Source organism: Phycisphaerae bacterium, from assembly GCA_024102815.1.
Lineage (GTDB): Bacteria > Planctomycetota > Phycisphaerae > UBA1845 > UBA1845 > JAGFJJ01.
In genome coordinates this window covers 1-20071 of record JAGFJJ010000020.1, presented here as the reverse complement: position 1 = coordinate 20071, position 20071 = coordinate 1, and the positions used below count along the sequence as shown (strand labels likewise).

General features: G+C 59.1%; 13 protein-coding genes. 7 read left to right on the top strand and 6 right to left on the bottom strand.

Annotation, left to right across the window (positions count from 1 at the left end):
• Positions 1-325: 325 nt before the first annotated feature.
• The 4 genes from J5J06_06200 to J5J06_06185 all read right to left on the bottom strand — a co-directional run bounded on the left by J5J06_06200 (position 326) and on the right by J5J06_06185 (position 6854).
• Complete coding sequence (locus J5J06_06200; GenBank protein ID MCO6436663.1) at positions 326-3304, bottom strand: hypothetical protein; 2979 nt, start codon at positions 3302-3304, stop codon at positions 326-328.
• A gap of 683 nt (positions 3305-3987) precedes the next feature.
• Positions 3988-4770 carry a magnesium transporter gene (locus J5J06_06195; GenBank protein ID MCO6436662.1) on the bottom strand — a complete coding sequence of 261 codons (783 nt, stop codon included), beginning with the start codon at positions 4768-4770 and terminating at the stop codon, positions 3988-3990.
• Between the two features lie 59 nt (positions 4771-4829).
• Positions 4830-5213: a magnesium transporter gene (locus J5J06_06190; GenBank protein ID MCO6436661.1), complete on the bottom strand. Its 384-nt coding sequence runs from the start codon at positions 5211-5213 to the stop codon at positions 4830-4832.
• 165 nt (positions 5214-5378) lie between these two features.
• On the bottom strand, positions 5379-6854 hold the full coding sequence (locus J5J06_06185) for a diadenylate cyclase (protein ID MCO6436660.1): 1476 nt from the start codon (positions 6852-6854) through the stop codon (positions 5379-5381).
• Between the two features lie 839 nt (positions 6855-7693).
• On the opposite strand from J5J06_06185, the gene J5J06_06180 reads away from it, so the two are divergent.
• Both J5J06_06180 and J5J06_06175 read left to right on the top strand, forming a co-directional pair.
• Positions 7694-10810: a S8 family serine peptidase gene (locus tag J5J06_06180; protein ID MCO6436659.1), complete on the top strand. Its 3117-nt coding sequence runs from the start codon at positions 7694-7696 to the stop codon at positions 10808-10810.
• A gap of 160 nt (positions 10811-10970) precedes the next feature.
• A complete protein-coding gene (locus J5J06_06175) occupies positions 10971-11531 on the top strand; it encodes a hypothetical protein (GenBank protein ID MCO6436658.1) in 561 nt (186 codons plus the stop codon).
• Here the strand turns inward: J5J06_06175 and J5J06_06170 are convergent.
• Both J5J06_06170 and J5J06_06165 read right to left on the bottom strand, forming a co-directional pair.
• Positions 11461-12234 carry a type II secretion system protein gene (locus J5J06_06170; protein ID MCO6436657.1) on the bottom strand — a complete coding sequence of 258 codons (774 nt, stop codon included), beginning with the start codon at positions 12232-12234 and terminating at the stop codon, positions 11461-11463. The genes J5J06_06175 and J5J06_06170 overlap by 71 nt on opposite strands.
• Positions 12221-12964: a hypothetical protein gene (locus tag J5J06_06165; protein MCO6436656.1), complete on the bottom strand. Its 744-nt coding sequence runs from the start codon at positions 12962-12964 to the stop codon at positions 12221-12223. Before J5J06_06165 ends, J5J06_06170 begins: the two co-directional genes overlap by 14 nt.
• Before the next feature lie 511 nt (positions 12965-13475).
• Here J5J06_06165 and J5J06_06160 point away from each other — a divergent pair.
• From J5J06_06160 to J5J06_06140, 5 genes are all read left to right on the top strand, one after another.
• Positions 13476-13922 carry a hypothetical protein gene (locus J5J06_06160; protein ID MCO6436655.1) on the top strand — a complete coding sequence of 149 codons (447 nt, stop codon included), beginning with the start codon at positions 13476-13478 and terminating at the stop codon, positions 13920-13922.
• Between the two features lie 55 nt (positions 13923-13977).
• Positions 13978-14859 (top strand): hypothetical protein, encoded by an 882-nt coding sequence (locus J5J06_06155; protein MCO6436654.1) that lies wholly within the window; start codon positions 13978-13980, stop codon positions 14857-14859.
• Positions 14860-14978: 119 nt separating this feature from the next.
• On the top strand, positions 14979-15731 hold the full coding sequence (locus tag J5J06_06150) for a DNRLRE domain-containing protein (protein ID MCO6436653.1): 753 nt from the start codon (positions 14979-14981) through the stop codon (positions 15729-15731).
• Positions 15732-16769: 1038 nt separating this feature from the next.
• Positions 16770-19619 carry a tail fiber domain-containing protein gene (locus J5J06_06145; protein MCO6436652.1) on the top strand — a complete coding sequence of 950 codons (2850 nt, stop codon included), beginning with the start codon at positions 16770-16772 and terminating at the stop codon, positions 19617-19619.
• Positions 19616-19963 carry a hypothetical protein gene (locus J5J06_06140; protein MCO6436651.1) on the top strand — a complete coding sequence of 116 codons (348 nt, stop codon included), beginning with the start codon at positions 19616-19618 and terminating at the stop codon, positions 19961-19963. Before J5J06_06145 ends, J5J06_06140 begins: the two co-directional genes overlap by 4 nt.
• The last annotated feature ends 108 nt before the right edge of the window (positions 19964-20071 follow it).

Sequence of the window (20071 nt, the reverse complement as noted above, 5' to 3'; positions counted from 1 at the left end):
CCGGATCTGCCGGGATCCAGAAGCTGTTTCAAAACCCCTGTGACACCGCGTTTTCAGTAGCCCCAGGCCAGATGCCGGGCAGTTTTGGAATGGCTTCTACTAACGCAGGTCTCCCATCGCTCGCCCAGAAGCGGCATAGTCTGCATTCGGAAACCGAGTGATCGCCGATCCATCGACGGTCGCCGCCTCGGCCAGAATCGATGGTCATTAGCCATCGATGTGGCCGTAGAATAACGTGCGGCGCCAGGCTGTTCACCGAACCAGTCCGGGCTCCGTTGGGAACCCGGCCTCGCACGTGCTGCCGCAGTGAATCAGCGACGGGTCCTCAAGGACACGTCGTCGAACTCGGTGGCGCCGGGCACAATGCCGGTGACGGCGGATTCATCGGATCATGAATACCACACGGCAACTGCGGATACGGGTGGGGATAGTACTCCTTTCCGGATCCCACGCTGAATGCGTTGACGATACGCAGCACGTCAGTTCCGATCGGCACCAAGTCCACTGGACTGGGGTTGACATCGACCCAGGTGAAATGCGGCGCAGCCGCTCCTGATGCTGCGGCTTGGAGCGCCGCCGCGATGTCGAAACCGCTCACGATCCGATTAGGCGGTTCCCAACTATTCGGGGGCGTTGGGGGCGTGGTAGAGAGGTTCCCCGCGGCGGAAAACGCTCCAACAAGATCCCCCCAGAAGCGGGCATTGGCCGCCGAAGGACGTGCCGGCGTGTGAATGACCAAGGGCGGCGAGAAAGTTACTCCGTTCGTCGTCGCCACGACCTCGTAGCTCCGCAGTTCCGCGCAGGAACCCGGCGTGCCTCGGCAGAAAGCGTCCGCGGCGCAAGGCTGTCCCAAATTCATCGTCGCCATTTCATTGCACCGCGCCCCATCGGCTGGCGCGATCATGCAGCCGGTTACGTGGATCGCAGACAACCCACCCCAGTTGACCAGGATGGGAGACGCACTCGATGACAATCGCGTCACACCTTTACCGACTACCGATGCCGGCGCCGTACATGGTGAAGTGATGTAGAACTGCATGCCCGTGCTGACATCCTTCACGAGAAATGCCTGAATTGCCTTCGCGGTGTTGTCGGGCGCAAAACTGACGTAGTTCGACTTCGCTGTCCCATGAGGATACGTCGTGATCGCCAGAGGTGGGGGCACTGTTGAGTCAATTACGCAAGGATCCGTCCCATTTGACACCTCGGCCCCGTCCGGGCTGCCGTCACCGTCCGTGTCGGGATCTCGCGGATCCGTGTTGATATTGCAGGCATCGGAAATGCCCAAGAGCGCGCCGGCGCAGCAATCATTGCTCTCCCGAACGCTCGGGATGCCGTCCGCATCGTGATCGTCACAGTTTGTGTTGGGCCCCTTGTATTCGCCGCCAAGATTCAGGCAGACAGTCTCCGCGCTATCGGGCGGCGCCTGGACAACGACTGAGCATGTTCCCGTGCCCGGATCGCAGCATGCCCCGCATTCACAGGGGGAGCATACCGTGCCAGTCACGTGGAGATGGCCGGGACCCGCGTGTCCGACTTCCTCACAACACTGCAGATCGGTCGTGCATCCTGCGGGTGGGGCGCTGTTGACACCCGGTACAAAGTTCGGGGCCGGGCAAGGAACGCTGTTGGGAACCAGGACTTCGTGCGACCACGGAGCGCCTCCCGGACGCCCTTCGAACAGCAACGGCTGAAAGCCCGGGACCAACGGCAGATCAAGGAATCGCTGGTCGTTCGGCGGATCAACTCGCGTAAAGATGAACAGCGGCTGGACGAGAAACGAAGAATCAAATCGTCCGCCGTCGGGTGTGTCTTTGTGGATATCCGCCTGTCCATTGTTTCCAGGAGGCAGTGGGTTCGGGGAGAGGGTCACGCGAACGTCCCACTGCTCCGGCTGGCCACCCGTCGTTACAGTGATCGGCTGGCAACTCACGAGATTCAGTTCCACAAGCTCAATGGGTATCTGGGCCGAATCGCCCGGCTGATCCAAGGCCATACCTTCATGTCGTCTTACCACCGTATCTGGCTCAGGAGCAGGATCTCCCTGAAATTCCACTCGGCCGACAAAAGGATCCGATCCTGGATCAAAGAAATCGGCCGGGATTGGCTGGTCACAGAAGTCGAAGTGCGTTGCTCCGCAGGCCGTATTCCAGCAGTCGTCAGCCGGTGGTATGCAATGTCGGCAATCGGATACAGGCGTGGGCGTCTCCGTCCCACAGAGAATTGGATCGCCGACGCAGGTTCCACTGGGAAGGCAACAGAAACCCCCGTTTATCGGATTGCAGGGATCGAATCCGAGCGCCAGTTCTCCTCCGTCGGTCTCGCCATCACCGTCCGTGTCAGGATTCCGCGGATCGGTATGAACACTGCAACTGTCCCCAAGCCCCAGCAAGGCCCCTGCGCAGCAGTCATTGGTCTCGCGAACGTCGGGAACGCCGTCACCGTCAGCGTCCGCGCAGGTTGTCCCCGGGCCTTTGTATTCCCCACCGAGTCCCAGGCAAACCAACTCCGCGCTGTCCGGCGGCGACTGAACAACTTCCGTGCATGTGCCGTCACCCGAATCGCAGCAAGCCCCACATTCACAAGGAGCGCATACGGTGCCAGTCACATGGAGATGCCCGGGACCCGCATGTCCGACTTCCTCACAGCATTGCGGCGCCGAAAGAGTACATCCCGGTGGAGGGGCGCTGTTGACGCCCGGTACGAAGTTCGGCGCCGGACAGGGAACGGAATTGGGAACGAGAATCTGGTGAGCCCAGGGTGCCCCGCCGGGGCGACCCTCGAACGGAATTGGCTCGAATCCGGGCAGCAATGGCAGATCGAGGAAACGCTGGTCATTGGGCGGATCGACGCGGGTAAAGATGAATAACGGTTGGACGAAGAAAAACGAATCAAATCGGCCGCCGTTGGGATTGTCCTTTGTGGCATGCATCATCCCCGTGTTTCCTGGCGGCAGCGCATTCGGAGAGAGAGTTACTAGGACATCCCAGAGTTCCGGCTGGCCGTTCGTTGTGACCGTGATCGGCTGGCAACTGACAAGATCGAGCTGCACAATCTGAATAGGAACATCTGCGACAGCCCCCGGCTGATCGAGAGCCATGCCCTGTTCACGTTGAACTATCGTATCCGGTCCGGGTGCGGGATCACCCTGCAATTCGATTCGCCCGATGAACGGTTCGGATCCGGGATCAAAAAAGTCTGCTGGAATCGGCAACTCGCAAAAGTCGAAATGCGTCTCACCACAGGGTGTTTCCCAGCAGTCGGCGGCAGGCGGGATGCAAGAAAGGCAATCGGCAACGGGCATCGGCGCTTCCGTTCCACAATTGAGTGGATCGACAACGCACGTTCCACTCGGCAGGCAACAAAACAACGGAACGCCCGCGGCGGCCTTCCCGGATTGTTGTGCGGAACGAGTCCGTGACTCCAGATCATTCGAACTACGTCCTGATCGGTCCTCCGCGTGTACCCATCCGGCGGTTAAGGCGATGGCGGCAAGGACGGCCATGTAGAGAGAGTGCCTCGAGGCTCTTGATTGAGTCCCGCTCCAATTCGGACACCCATCTGAGACGATGTTGACGGACTGCTTTGTCGAGTGCGCGTGGGAAATGCCTCTCGCTCTCATCTCACTTCTCCTCTGGATGTGTTTATCACTCCAAGACTGGCCAGTTGAGCGCCGCGCACTCGGACCAGCAGAGTGACTCCGCCTGAACCTGGGATGACCTGAGACTCCGACCGAATGACGAAGAGCTTAACTATTGCTTTGAACATAGTCAATCAAAATCCACGAGAGTAAAGCAACGCTGAGCGCAAGCCGCCGTCCTGCGGCTTTGGTGACCTATCCGGCCTCCTGAAGCGCCCAAGGCGTACCCGCTCGCACCATGGGGTCACTGGAGTACCAATGAGCCGCGAGCTATTCGCGGTTCTCATTCGCCTTGTCTTGCGCAATGCACTGTCGCGACCTGTCTGCTTGACGCATGAATCAAGTACCTAAACGAGATGGCTCTGGAACAACACTGCGAAACCGAGGAACGCGATGAAGCCCACAACATCCGTTACGGTGGTGAGGATAATGCTCGAACATTGAGCGGGATCCCACCCGAGAGCTCTCATTACAACCGGTATTGCCGCGCCCGAGAGGCCCGCGAAGAATAGGTTGACGATCATACCAAGACCAATGACGACACCCAGCATGACGTTGCCTTGCCAGAGCCAGGCGACGATTCCGGTGACGATGCCCGTCACAGTCCCGGTGATCAAACCGAGAAGGCCCTCCTTGGCTACAAGCGCGCCGACTCGGTGGCGAGGGATCTCGCGCATGACCAGACCGCGCATGACGATAGCGAGCGATTGGGCGCCGGCATTTCCGCCCTGACCTGCCACGACCGGCAGGAACACGGCCAAGATTGTGATTCGCGCGATCACGCCCTCAAACAGCGAAACCACAAAGGCAGCCAGAAATGCGGTTGCGAGGTTCACATGCAGCCACGGCAGGCGCTTTCGAATTGAGAAGGAGATCGCTGAGAATGCCCGCTCGTCCGGGCTGCCTCCGAACATTCGCTGGATACTGTCGGCGACGTCGGATTGGGCTCCACGAATAAGCTGTTCGGCTTTCACGATTCCCAGAAGTCGCTTCTCCGTATCGACAACCGGCGCCGCAAAGAACCTTCTTTTCCCCAGTTCGCGAGCTGCTTCCGCAGAATCCGCGAAGCAGTCAAGCGTGAATACGTCCCGACGAACGACCGTTGCAAGGGTCGCTAACTCCTCGGCCAACAGAAGGTCGCGCAGTTGATGACGCCGGCAAGACGATCATCGTTCTCGACAACATAAGCTTACGAAGCTGGGAACTGACGAGAAGCGAGCTGCCGTATTTTGCGGATTGCGTCCAGAACGGTGTCTGACTCACGAAAGGAAAGGTAGTCCGTCATCATGATCCGGCCAACACTGTCCTCCGGATAGACGAGCAACTCCCGAGCCTCGTCTTTCAAGCGCTGGGGCGCATGCGGCAGCAACCGCTCCAATGCCTCCCGCGGCATGCGCATCAGCAGCGTTGCCGCCCGCTTGGGCTCCATGGCATGAACAACGGCTTTGGAGACTTCGGGGTCAACGTCCTTGATCAGCGCGGCAGCAAAATTCAGCTGCAGATGCGGAAGAATTTGTGCAACGAGGTCCGCCGGCAGCAGCTTGGCAACTCCCATGGCGCTCTCTTCCGGCATGTTCTCGAATACCCTTGCAGCGCGAGGGGCATCCGAATGGACGAGCGTTCGAAGGAATGACGTCAGGGGGCTGTCAGCAGTTTCCATCGGCATTCTGAGGGCTCCATCCGATTCCGGCACGGTTTGTTCCGGGCTTTCGGTGTCGGCGAAAAAGCGCGGAGATTGCTACCGGTTCGCCTCCGGGGCCGGGGGCTCGCCATCGGGCTCCCGCGGAGCACTCAGCGTGACCCGAGCGTCGGTCGGCTGATCACTATCGGGGCGCAAGAACTCCGGGATGACCAACTTTGCACGGATTTCCTGGACGTCGGCAAATCGGGCTAAATCGACAGGTTCGGTGTAAATCCTCGTTGACGATGTCAGGCTTGAGCGCCAGACCATGCCGCGCACCGCGTCGGGAATGATCTGCAGTTCACGGTCCCTCAAACTTCGTGGCAGTCGCCCTTCTGTTCGCAGCTCGATGGGGATACGTCCCTTGGCCCACGTATGAACGCTGAATGTCAATATCCGGGGGGCGGTTCTAAAAAGCGTGAGGTTGGACGGTAGCTTGATGCTCGATTCGTCAATGACCACCTGCTGCGGACCCTCTTCAACCCGGCTCATGTCCAATGAAACTTTCAGGGCACTCGGAGCAAGCAGGCTGAACGCCCGTTCGTAGCCGGTGAGCGTTACGCGAACCTGTGTTGGCGCGTCGTCGCTAATGTCCATGGTTTCGGGAAGCTTGCGATATTCGACAGGTACGACAAACGTCTTGTGTATCGTATCAGCCTCGAAGCTCACCATAAACCATGCCACGATGGCGATGAGCAGGGCGGTTACCTTCAGGCCCAGGTTTTCAATGAGAAGACGGCGCCGCAAGTCAGCCGCGGAGCGAGGATGGGTCCGATGCACGAAGTGATCCAGCCGCTGTTTCAAGTCCATCGGCCGAGTGACCAATTCGAACTTCCCGCTTCGTGCCACCCTGACTTCGCCGCGTTCCTCCGAGACGACGATAATGAATGCGTCTGATCGTTCGCTCAACCCGAGGGCCGCGCTGTGACGAGTGCCCTTGGCCCCGATCTCCTCACTGTTCTCCGAAAGCGGGAGGCGCACCGCAAAGTGGGAAATCCTGTCGCCATCAATGATGACCGCCCCGTCATGGCCCATGGAATGAGGATCAAAGATGCTGTCGAGAATTGCCTTGCTGATCCTGGCATCGGCGGCCACTCCGCCCCGTAGGTGGCGGCCAAGTGATTCCGAACCTTGGGCGATGATCAGTGCGCCGATTCTTCTCCGCGCAAAATCGAAGGCCGCTTCGACCAGGATATCCACTTGCTTTTCCAGGGTCTGAGGATGACCCTGTCGCATCGATCCAAGCGATGCGATTCGAATGAACCCACGGCGAATGTCCTCCTGGAACACGACGATCGCGGCAATCGCCGAAAAGGCCAGGACCGCCTGAAACAGGTACGTCGTCATGTACAGGTCGAACGCCCTGGCAAATCCGTACACCGCGAAGAGAATGCCAACACCGATGAGGATCTGGCGGGACGCCGTAGACTTGAACCACAGCAGGAATGTGTACAGGAGCAGGGCCACGAGGCCGATGTCGGCGACATCCGCCCAACGAAACGAACGCTCCAAATAGTCGAAGATTGCGACCATCGATGCATCCGACCGCACAGACTCGCCGCAAGCAACAGAAGCACCCGTCGCCGGCAGGATACCGTTGACATATCACGAGGCAACAATGCGATTCGTAGCATATCGGGATTCTCTGGAGAAGAGCAAGCGCTGCATGCGTCGAGGTTTGGATTGAGAACGCGCCCATTCAGCGAGGCATTCATCAACTGCAACTTGAGAACAGCACCGAGATGGCCAGGCCGCACCATCGCGCTCGCCGACTCAGCGCCCGCGTCATCCAATCCATCGATTCTACGACGCCCTTACCCGTCTGAATGACTTGATGGGCTCTTGAGGAATGCCCGACGGAGGACTCTGATGAGGAGATCGCTGTTCACGGAGGAGCAGATTGCCTTCGCTATGCGGCCGGCCTAGACGGGTCCGGCCACCGATGACATCCGCCGAAAGGTGGGGATCGGTCAAGCGGCTTCCTACCCATGGCTGAGGGGGTAGGCCGGTCTCGCCATGGCCGAGGGCACGTCGCCGATCGGCTTGCCTCAGTCCTTCAGTGGTCTGTTGGAGGTTATCGCCTTGGATCGTTTCCGCAATTGGGGCGGCCCGAAACGCAAGAGTCGGGCTTCACGAATTTTCTTCATCCTCAAGAAAAAAGCGACTTCGTCTGTTACGATCCGCCCCGTCGAGCGACTTGTATTCTGGTGGGTGTCGCCCGCTGTTTGGCTGGCATTTGTTCAATCCTGCGACAGGGCCGGCCGTAAGACCTCGAGCGCTGGCAAACATCTGCCAAACCGTCGTGCCGCAATGGTGTGTGCAAAGAGCCCAGGGCCGGTTCTGGCTCAAGCCCATCTGGAAGGAGTGTTCAAGTGCCTCGAATTCACGCCCCTACAGTCCGGTCCTCTGCCCTGCTCACATCGCTGCTTGTCCTAATCGGTCAAGCAGCCTGCAACACGCACCCCCACCAAGGAGACCAGGATACGCTTACCTCTATCCCTGGGGACAACGACGCACCGGCCAGCGAGGCCATACCGCAAATCAGCAACCCGGGCATCGAACCGACGTACTCCACCGACTATCCTGATCTCCCCGGCATGGAGATTTCCCACGACACACTGCACATCGTCTTTACGCTGGATACAACCGTGGCGGAAGCCAATGCCATCATCCAAGGGCTGAATGCCGAGATCATCTTCGGTCTGCCCGGCAAAGCCGGCAAGGTCGAGGGCGTCATGTCGCTGCGACTGCCTACCCGCAGTCACGCCGAACTTGTCCCCATCCTCGAGTCGCTTAGCCAGAATCCGAATGTCAAGCACGTGGTGCCGGATACCCGGGTCGATGAAACGCTTGTTCCGCAACCGAACGAAGGTATTCCCGCCGCATGGACCTGGGATTCAACACAGGGTGACGGCAACTGGGGACTCAAGCGTTGTCGCGTCCCCCAGATGTGGAACATGCTGGCCGCCATCAACAAGACAGGGTCGTCGACCGTCACCGGCGTCTTTGACGTGGGCTTTGCTCCCCACCCCGATTTGAACTGCGCTCAGGACCTCACGCCCACAGCCATGCCGTCACCTTCGTCGGCCGACCACGGAACGCACGTCGCCGGAACGATTGGCGCGGCGTACAACAATGGCGCGGGCGTCGACGGCGTCGACCCGGCCGCCGACCTAATCGTCTACCGGCGCGGCTCTTTGACGAGCTTTTGCGACATGCTCGAGCAGCGGCCGGATATTCGCGTCGTGAACGTGAGCTTGGGCTACAACTGGTATAAGCAAAACATCGATCCCAATAACAACCTCGTGGCCCAGGCAACGGCATCGACCGCTGGTGCCATCTTTGACGCCATGATTGACGCGATCGAGCTCCAGCAGGACGCACCGCTGGTCGTCGTATCCGCCGGAAATGAATCGAATAAGAATGGCGCTGGCGCGGTGGAAGCGCGCCATTCATCCCTGTACGCCAACGCCGGACTCGAACACGGCAACGAGCACATCCTGGTTGTGGAAGCGCTGGACGATACACCCGGCAGCACCGGTGACACATCCCTGTCATCCTTTTCGTCCATAAACGGCAACATCTCAGCACCGGGAAGAGGCATTTGGAGCACGGTCGGGCCGGACAGCGTTGACTTCGACACCGCATACGGTTCCAAGAACGGCACGTCGATGGCGACGCCACACGTCGCTGGGCTGGTCGGCTTCCTGCTGGCCGTAGAGCCCGATTTGACCAACGCCCAGATACGGGAGTTGCTGTTGGCCAACAGCGTGCCCGCATTCGGAGGAGCCTCGAATCGAATCGACGCCTGGGCCACGATGATGGACATCGACCGCGTGATGGAAGGTGACGAAGTGCTGCGCATGTGGCTTGACATCGATGACGGGACGCCGGATGGCAACCAGCGCACGGACATCGCCGACGGAACGGTGTTCGATGACGAAGACGCCGACAACGACGGGGGCATCGGCGACGGCGAAATCGACATGTCCGACTTCCGGCGCTGGCGCGACTGGCTGCTGCAGGTCGAGGATCCCGGGGGACTCGCACTCGACGGAACCACCGACCACTTTAAGAAAGACGTCAACGGTGACGGCGACGTGGGCAGTGCGGCCGACGAGAGTATCTATCCACGCGGCGATTTCAACGGCGATGGCGTGCTGGACCGCGATTCGCTCAGCTACGTACCGGGAGCCATCAACGATTCCGTCACGGACCTGGGCGTGCTGCAGTCTCGATTTGATGACGATCGCTATGACGCCGCCGACCTGCCCGGCCTGGTCGAGTCGGCCGACCTGGAAATCTCCGCGGCGCAGTGCTTCGAGGCAGAAGGCAGCGTGCGCGTAACCTCTTCGGTTCGGCTCGCTGGTATGCCTGCCGAACCGGAACGTGAGCACATCAGTGGTCAGCCGCGAGAGGTGTACACCCTTCCGGTCAACACAACCATGTACAAAGCCACGATCAGCGCTTTCGACGCCGAAGGTGCCCTGATTGGCACGAGGGAGAAGGATTTCGACCTGCAGGACCTCGGCTGGGACGCGCAATGGATCCCGAACTGCAGTCCGTTGGACATCGACGTTGTGTTCCCGGAACTGGTCTTCCCCGGCGAGCCGACGCCCTTGTCCGTTCGCGTCGGGAAGGTCAACGACGAGGGAGTGACCGTTTACGGTTCGAGTATTTTCGTCGACATCGTTGTGGCGGGAGGTACTGTCACGAACGCGCTGGATTTCACAGACGACAACGGCCTCTTTGAGACAACGGCAACGATTACCGAAGGCAACGACCTGCTGACGTTGTTCATCACCGCCCAGGACGACGACGGGAACACGGTCACTAAAATCGTGGAAGCAAGGGCTACGGGTGGGCCGGTTGAGGTGATTGGGCGGATGTCGCAACTGTACGCAACGGCTGTCTTTATTGAAGACGGCACGAACGGCAGCACCAACATCATCCCACTTAACGGGACGGGACCATTCGAGAGAGAGCTGACCGTCTCCGACAGAACGACCAGAGGCACGTCAACGCAGGATTCGTCCCTCGTTATCGACCCCGATCTTGGGCTTACCGGCGCGAGCATGGGCGGAACCGTTCATGCGGAGAACTCCGGTGAAGGCGTCGGCAGCGAATTCGCCATTCGGGCGGAAGCGGCAACCGAGTTTAATCTGAGCTTCGCCATACCCGCCAATACGTTCTACCAGTATTCCGCCACCGGTCTCATCTCGCGCGGCGGCGACGGAAAGTACTTCTTTGGTGTCTACACAGGGCCGTTCGATGTGACTGGGCAGAATACCAACATTGACGTAAACAACGAGACCGGATCTTCCGCCAGCATCTCCGACACGCGCGTGCTCGGACCAGGTAACTACTCGATACGGATACGAATTTTCACGTCGGTCTTCTTCGGAGACACGGGTCTGACTTCTGAGGGCGAAGTTGACTTCACCATGACCCTCACGCCGACGGTCGATCCCGAGGGCGACGATTCGTAGGAAAGTTGGCTGTGCCGCAGGGCCCCTGCGTGAAAGGGCCTGCGATAATTCGTCAAGGTGACGATGGGCATTCAGCCGACATCGGGGATGCTCGGTCCTTCGCTTTGCCTGTGCGAGCTGTCGGTACCAATTGAGCGCCGGTGAGCAGGTCGCACTTAGGATGAGACTTCGCAAGCTGGCCTGTACCCGCGCTCGCCACGGCTACCTGCGCCTGCACATCCTGGTTCAACGGGAAGTTTGGAAGGTCAATAGCAAGCGGGTGCATCGCATCTATTGCAAGGAGAGACTGACGATGCGGACGCGAACACCTCGTCTCCGGAAGGGCTGCCAAGCTCGTGTGGGGCATCCTGTGGCCCGCCAGACCAACGGGTGCCAGTCGATGGACTTCATGGCCGACGAGCTGATCGATGGCCGCCGACCGCGGGTATTAACGGTAGTCAAAGACTTCACGCGTGAACGTCCTGCGATGGAAGCCGAGCAGAGCCTAAAGGAACGGCATCTGCCCCCTGTGCTGACGCGGATTGGTACGCAGCGTGGCCTGCCCGTGGGAGACGACATGCAGTTGGAACCAATTGACGTTACGATTTCCGCGGCCGTGGGCACTACATCAAGCGGGGTTCCAAAGCAAGCTCTGAACTTCCCCAAGCGCCTTACCGTTTCCGAGCTTCAAGTTTCGGTGCGGCGTTTGGGTCACCTCCTGCCGCGAAGTCTGCCGCAATGAGGACCTGGTCGATTCGGTGACGCAGTGATCTCGGAAACTCCGCAAAGTCCTTTTCGGTCACGGAGAACGCACCCTTGTCGTTGCCGAAGCGAGACACGTGCCCATCCAGAAATGCAATGTTCACATCGGTGCCATTGTGATTTCGCCGGCGCCAGTCAGCTATAGGTGCAGACTGATTCGCATCCAATAGGACAGCCTGCGCGGCGTCGTTCGTCTCGTTTCGGCCCAAGGTACTGACATTGCTCCGACTGGTCTGTTGAAGATGGCGGAACAGATATGAACTTAGGCCATCCGATGTTCTGTGCGAAGCCAGCCACTCCTCGGAGGTTCCGCCAAATTCATCTCCCGGACAGAACAACAGATCGGGCTCAATGAGTTTCTGCTCTACCAAGAGGCCGTGAGCGGCGTAAGACTGCGCCGTGGCAGAATAGAAAACGATCATGGCGTTGTCAGCCCATGATGTCGTGGGATCAAAGAGGAAGGGCCCGCCCGGGCCTGCGGGGAATCGATCCTGATGATCAATGCCGTAGGAATGCACCGCGGAGACAAGTTGGCGCATTTGACTACCGCACGTCGTTAGCTTGGCGAGGTCCCTTGCTCGGGATAGCGAGGGCAACAGGATCGCGATGAGCGCGGAGAGAATGGCGATGACTACAAGTAGCTCAATGAGCGTAAATCCGGTTCGTCGGCTAGTCCGGTCCATTTCCGCCTCCTTGCACGCGATGGACAAAGCGGCGGCACACGGCACGCTCCCTATCCACGAAGAGGGCGAGCAATTCTCCGCGACTCGATACGTTGAATTGCTTGTATAGCGCCTTTACGTATTCGTGGATCGTGTGTCGGCTTAACCCCGTACGATAGGCTATTTGCCCCTCAGATAAGCCCTTCAATAGCCCGTCGAATGTGTACCGATACCGTGTCGGAAGGGGTTTGGCCGGCATGGTGCGAAGGGAATCTGAAAGCCGGCTGAAGAACCAGCCGAATTCTCCGCCGATGAGCTCGAGGACATGTCGCTCTCGAGTAGTAAACGGTCGATCGCGCAGCACGCGATGAACGCCGCAGCCGAGCAGGCCGCCTCCAACGGGCATCGCCTTTTGCAGAATGATGTGATCGTCTACACCTACGGCGTGCATGTAATCGTTGACAAAAGTAGATCGCTCCCACTCCGCTGACTCAACCAGCTCACGCCGAGACCCTACGACCATTGATGAATCAAATCGGACCAAACGCTCCATGGTCGGATGAGGTTCCTCGCACTCCACAATGGAGCGCTGCCAGATCTGCGGTCCCGACGCGTCGGGCCAACCCGTGCATACGGTCCAGATGGGCAGACTTGGCAATTCCGGCCGCACATCGGGCCACTCCATGAGCAAAACGAGCTGCGCGGAAAGAAGATTCGCCACGGACTCGCAGAAATGATCCGCTTGCGACATCGGTCCGCCGTGAATCTCGTTCAATTCCCCAGCCAGGCGCAGGAGATGACGTACATCTTCCGTTCTGATTGCACTTGATTTCGACATGGTCCGAGATGTAGCAGCCGGCCCGGCTACCCCCTGTTTAGGGAACTTCCATTTGGGGAGCATAACCATAAGAGTACCTTTAGTTCAAGGCGCGATTCCCTTCGGAGCATGCGACCAGAAGGCCCGGTGGGACGAGCCGTGAAGATGGGCAGCCTGGGACCATTGGGAAGCCTTGATGATTGGAGCGACAGCCATTTTGGCTTTCAAAAAAGGGAATTCGGTCGTGACAACCTCCGCGAGGAACGACGGTTACGCAGCCCCGCATCGGCCGAGAGGCTGGCGCCCGTCTCCGCAGAAGCGCAGTCGGCTGAATCGAGAACAGGCTGCGCGGCCGGCGTATCGGAGTGCGCATCGAAACGTGGCGCTTAATTGTCCCAGCGCCTTGGCTGGCGCAGCAGGCACACGACTAAGGGAGAAACAGTTCATGCAGTCTGGAAAAAGTCTGGGGTCGGGTCTAGCCAGCTTGGCCGTTGGCTTCTGGGCCGCCACGCCGGCAGTCGTGGCCGAGCCGGTCGAAAAGGCGTTCATGTACCAAGGCCAGCTCAAGAAGGACGGCGCTCCAGTTGGATCCCCGAATTCTGTGACCTGCGACCTCAACGTCGGACTTTGGATGGGCGCGGGACCTGGCGGCACCGAATTAGGAACGCAACTGGTTCAGAAGGAGGTCAAGAACGGGCTGTCCACGTTCAAGCTGGACAAGTTGGGCCAGTTTGGTCCCAGCGCCTTCGACGGCGAGGCCAGATCGCTTGAGATCCAGGTGAACTGCCCGGTTGGAGAGCCCTTGGTATCGATGGGGCGGCAGGAAATCTCGCCGACGCCCTATGCCCTGCGCGCCGAGGAGGCGGGCGGTGGGATTGGTTGCTGCTTATGAATTGAGCCATGGCGAATCCAGGGCTTTTCGACCATGTTCGTTTGGAGACGACGCCATGAACCGTGCAACAAAACCGAGCATTCGATTACTGGCCCTTTGTCTGGCGTGCATTCCACTTACCATGGGTGCCCAATGTCCGCCGGATTCACCAGTGGGCGTCACACTCGAAGTCGAGCCAGAGAGTATCTGCCCGGGAGATTCCTACACCATTTCTTGGCAGATTGACTTGCCCACCGGCATCGAATTCTGTGGCCCATGTACGGACGAGGGCGATGGGTGCGCCGTAACGTCTGATTGCTCACCAGGGGCGGTGTGCGTTGACCATCAATGCGCCTGCAAGTCGTACTGCGAACCTGGTTGGGAAGCCACATTGAGCTACGGATCCGGCCTTGAACACGAAAGAGCACTCGAATACTACGAACTGACTAACAGCGAGATGCACACCGCTCCGGCAGACGGCGATGTATTCGTGGGCATCACCGGCTCAGCCTATAGTGAGTTCGCGGATTTCGCCACGAACTTCGGGCCCATCCTGGGCCGGGTGTATGTTGGGTATGACCGGCGTACGCTCAATTTTGAGCGATTGTGCCACAAGGAAACTGATGGCACGGTGAACTATTATTACGGATCATTCGGCGGCGGGGGTGTTTCCGGCACGGATGTTCTGCAGGTGACCAACGACTCCGACTATCGATTTGAATTGACAAAGCGTGTGGGAACCGGGCCCTGGATCGCAAAAGTTCTCGAACCGGGGGAGACGACAGAATTCTTCAACGGTCCGTATCCGGGTGTATGGCGAATCTTTAATGAGGAATGTGCCACCGGTGACTGTCCCTCGGAGCCGGACTGTCCTGCGATCCCTGGCGCGCATGCGGAAACTGGACGATGGCTGCGTCTCCCGGTGCATATCAGCCTTGCGGATTGCCCACCGGAATGATCGTACACATGAAAGCTGTGGCGAAGATTACGGTAAAGATGATCGCGTCCGCGCGTACCGGATCGAAGCCGGACTTGCTCCTTACACATAATGACTTCGAAAGAAAGTGAGGATCGGAAATGAAAAACATGACATCACTGTTCACAGAGCGTTTGCGCTCCTCGATGATCTTCGTGGTCGTCGGTGTGCTGGCGGTGGTTGTTGCTGGATGCCCGCTGGACGACGTCATACTAAAGGAACCTAGCGAGCTAGCCACCGTGTTCAACCGCTGGCACGAGATTCCCGGCGCGATCTGGTGCAGCGAACTGGACAGTCATGGGACTGCGCCAGCCCTGATGCCGAGCGATCCGACGAGATATATCGTGGCCGGATATTCCAACTCTTACGACGGCGGTACCGCCCCTTTCCCGTGTCCGCATTATTTTGGTCTCTGGGCGATGGGAGCTGTTAGGTTTGACCTGGACGATATTGAATCCGTCAGCAAGGCGACGCTCCAGGTCTTTCCCGGAGAGAAGCTCGATGATGAGAAGGCCGCGAATGAGGTAATGATCCTGGTCGCCACGGCTTCATGGAACCAGCGTGTGGAAGTAGTTGATCCATCGTCCCGTGATCCGGTTGACCACGCGCCGTTCGTCGCTTCCGAAATACGCGATTTGCAAGGGGAAACCTGGGTGCCACGGCCGGTGCGAGTTACCGACCCTACGCGAAGGGACGTTTTCAGCATCGGTGTCACCGACATCGTTCGCGCTTGGGTTGGTGGCGATATACAAAACCACGGGTTTGCGATTTCACCGATTGAGACGACAATCTTGCAAAACTGGAATGGAGAATTCATGAGTGAATACTCCTTTGTATTGAGGATCGAGCCCTGACATTGGGCGAGCAATACACGGCGTCGCATATACTGATGGGTTGATGGTCGCTGCTGGGCAACCGTCGAACATGCAGCGGAACGATGCGCGTCGATCCAAACGATCGCCGCACTTCCTCGTCGAATCTGACTACCGGGACATAATCTGTGATAAATATGCATGTGTGTATGAAGGGAGTATCAACGCATGTCATCAATGTCACGAATTGACTTCAGTCTGACCGTATGTATAGCGATTGCCGGCTGCGAGATTTGCGGCGATCGCGTTTAGTTCGGGCCAGTCTGCCATGTCGTATCCAGAAATCGCCTATGGGGCCGTCCTTGTCATGCAAGTGATTCCACACAATGATTGATCAAGTTCCCTCCATACTGCCGAGATGGGTACTGACAGCGGAGCCGTCGGGAGGAGGTTATGCTGCGCACATGGAAGAATCGGATTACGGGCGACGAGATCGACGCCTTGGATGGGCTGCGTCTCAAAACGCGCAGGGCGACCGAGTTTTGCAGCGCTACTACCAATATCCTGATGTCGGATGCAGGCCGGACCAAGTCTTCGATTGCCGAATAACTGGGTTGTGGGACCGCCACGGTTGAGCGCATCCGGCGACTGTACCAAACGAAGGGCCTGGTGAGATTGACGCCGATCAAGATTCCAGGCCGGTGCTGGACGTGGTCGCGATCGACCCGCGGCGGCGTGCTCTGCGTAAAGCGCTGGCTCCGCTCCGCGCGCCGCTCGATCACGATGTCCACCGGTCGGACTATTGAGCTTTGAATAGTTATGTAAATGCCCTATAGCGTGAACCGGGCATGCTGGAAGAACGGTCGCAGCAGCATCTGCTGGCCCCCCCGGTCCGTTTGATTGAGTGAATGGCAGCCTCGGCCAGCGCGTCGACGGCGTCAGGGATATGGTTCGGCGGCCTTTCCCGAATGGAATTTGATTAGCCGGCCCCGGTCAATGGGCAGGCGTAGCGCTTCCAACTGTCTGTACAGATGCGGTGTTCGGATTCCGCGCGTGGACCTCAAGTGGAGGATGATTAACATGTTCCGAAACGACTTTGTGTCCATTTTCACAGTGGTGCTGGGCACGGTTGGAGGGGCGTCAGTTGCTTCCGCCGGGCTACTGGATACGGCGATCACGTACCAAGGCCAGGTCAAGAAAGACGGTATCCCATGGGACGGGACGTGCGATCTCGAGTTCTCGATCTGGAGTGCCGCATCGGGTGGCTCACAGCTGCACGGGCCGATCGCCAAAACCAACATAATGGTCGAGGACGGGCTGTTCACGGTCGACGATCTGGATTTCGGAGCCGCGCCCTTCGACAGTGATCCCAAGTGGTTGGGGATTCGCGTCCGTTGTCCGGCCGGAGGCGGAACCTATCACCCATTGGACCCACGCCAACCGTTGACGGCGGCACCGTACGCGCTTCAAACACGTGGGATGTTCGTTGACAACATCGGCCGAGTGGGTGTCGCGAAGCCTGACCCGGACTTCATGTTCGATGTAAATGCTCAGGCCACAGGCGGTCGCGGCCTGCGAATTGCCCGCTCGGGCGGGGCGTCAAGTATTGAGATCAATCAAGAGGACGGGGCTCCGGATCGAAAGACCTGGCGCGTCTCGGCGAGTGGCGAGCTGTTCCAGGTGCGTACGGTCGATGACAACGGAAGCGTGATAGACACGCCCCTGACGATCACGCGCACTGGGTTGGTCGGGGTTGGTGCATCTCCGGCCGCGAAATTGGATGTGGACGGTGATATCCGCGCCAGGTCATTGTTGCTGGCCGATGAGGCAGTTTGGGTGGCCAACTCGCTCACACTGGACGGCCAGAACGACCGCATCTATTCGATCAACGGGTCCCTCAGTTTCGGGGACAACGACGTATCTACATCAGGACTCATCGAATCCAGCAGTAAGGGATTCAAGTTTCCCGACGGCACGGTCCAAACGACAGCCAGTATCGGGTCTGGCGACGGCCATTCCCTTGACGCTTCCGATGGGAATCCGGTGGACGCGCTTTTCGTAGACGCCGCGGGCAAGGTCGGGATCGGCACAGCCGCACCTCGCCGCAGTCTCGATGTGCTTGGCCAGATGACGCTTCGCACCGGCACGCCAACCAACCCTGGCATGTGGATCACGAGTGTGACCGACGTGGACGAATGGTTCTTCGGTCGGTCTCTGCAAGGCAGTGGAAACAAGCTTGGCTTCTGGAAAGACTCGTGGCACATGACGATCCGAGACGACGGCCATGTTGGCATCGGCACCACGGATCCCGCAACTAAGTTGCACGTTGAACACGGGGTGGCGAATGAGGAAGCGATCCGCGCCGTGCACACTCTTGCTGACGACAATACGCCGGCCATCCTGGGCGACCATTCGGTGACCGAATGGAAGGGCGTCGGCGTAAAGGGCGTCGGAGGATTGTACGGTGTTCTTGGTACTGTTGCACCTCCCGCTGCCACCGCAAGTAAAGGAGGCCCCCGCACTTTCACCGGCGTAGTTGGCGATGTCTACGGCGGTTCTGAGAGAAATGTAGGGGTGTATGGCACAGCACGAAATGGCGCGCAGAATTACGGCGTTCGTGGCGATGCCGACAGCGGCAGCGGCGTCAACTATGGCGTGTATGGCAGCGCTTACGCTTCCACGGGCACCAGCTACGGCGTGTACGGGACTGCTTCTGGTAACTTCGGAAGGGGCGTTGTCGGGTTAGCCACCTATAGTGCCGGGGTGACCAGTGGGGTACACGGTCAGAGCGCCAGCTCGTCGGGCAAAGCCGTTTCGGCGGCGGCGACCGCGTCGAGCGGTACCAACTATGCCGTGTGGGGTAGCACGAGCAGCCCAAGTGGTTTCGGGGCTTTCTTCACGGGCCCTGCCGGGAGCCGGAACTACTTCGAGCGGAGCATCGGCATCGGCACAACAGACCCACTCGTTCCACTCGCTGTTCAAAAGTCCATAACAAGCAACCAAGTCGGCATCACGCAGGACCAGATCGGCGGCAGTAAAACCATGGAGCTGACTACGTCCGACGGGTCCGACGACGATGGCGACGGAGAACCGGAGCAGGCGACGCGACTGCTCCTTCGTGGCGGTAACGACGCCGCAGACATTGAGTTTTATAGGGGAGCCCGTGGCTCGGAAGAACTGTCGATGTTCATCGAGGGCAACACCGGAAATGTGGGCATTGGTACAAGAGTCCCGGGTTCGCACCAATTGGCGATCGTAGGGGGCAACAACAGCGTATCCGGCGCCACGCTCCACGTAGACAATACCAGCACAGGTACCGGAATCGCCGCCGACTTCCGCTCAAATGGAAGCGATTCCACGATAGTCATCGGGAACGACGGGACCGGTGATCTGATTCGTGCCTTCAGCTCCGCGCAAACGTGCTGTCCGTTGTTCCAGATCACCCACATAGGGCGGGTAGGAATGGGCAGGAACACAGCGCCGGCCCATCCACTCCACGTGGGAACCAACAGCACCAATGGTAACGGCGCGCACTTGACAAACGGTGGCGTCTGGACCAACGGAAGTGACCGGAACTCCAAGCAAGGATTCGAGGACATCGACACGCAGGAGGTCCTCCGCAAGGTCGTCGATCTACCCATTACGCGCTGGCAGTACAAGAGTGAACCGCCGGAGGTTCGGCACATCGGTCCGGTGGCTCAGGACTTCTACGCCGCCTTCGGAACGGGAGAGGACGACCGGTATATCGGCACGATCGATGCGGACGGCGTGGCCCTAGCGGCCATTCAAGGATTGCACGAAGTCGTTCAGCAAAAGGACGAAGCGATCCGTGCGCAGCGCCGGGAGATTGAGACCCTCGTAAACCGCATCGATCGGCTCGAGGCCGCCTTGGGATCGCTTGTCAACTCCAGCGAGGAGTCCGAGCGATGAAGCCAACGGCATGGGTGACGGGACGTCGCGCGGTTCTTTTCGGGCTGGTGGTTGCGGGCATCGTTTGTGCAACTGAATACGAGATCAATCGGGCCGCGATCGACGGTGGCGGCGTGATGTACAGCAGCGACGCGGGCGCCGCGTATGGAGTCTCCGGTACGATCGGTCAATGGGATGCGGGTACGATGACCGGGGGGGGCTATGAGCTCACTGGCGGATTCTGGTTCGCACTGCCCCCCGGCGATTGCAACAGCGACGCGGCGGTAAACCTGTTGGACCACCGCGATTTTGTGGCCTGCATGGCCGGGCCAGGTGCCGGAGCGTTTAGCCGCCATATTTCATGAGTTGTCGAATGAGACGGGCTGATTCGTTGTGGTCGGGCGTGCGAGCGGGCCGGGGACACACCGCCCCCTTTCCCCCGTGCTGATTTCGATTGTCGGTTACGGATGGTG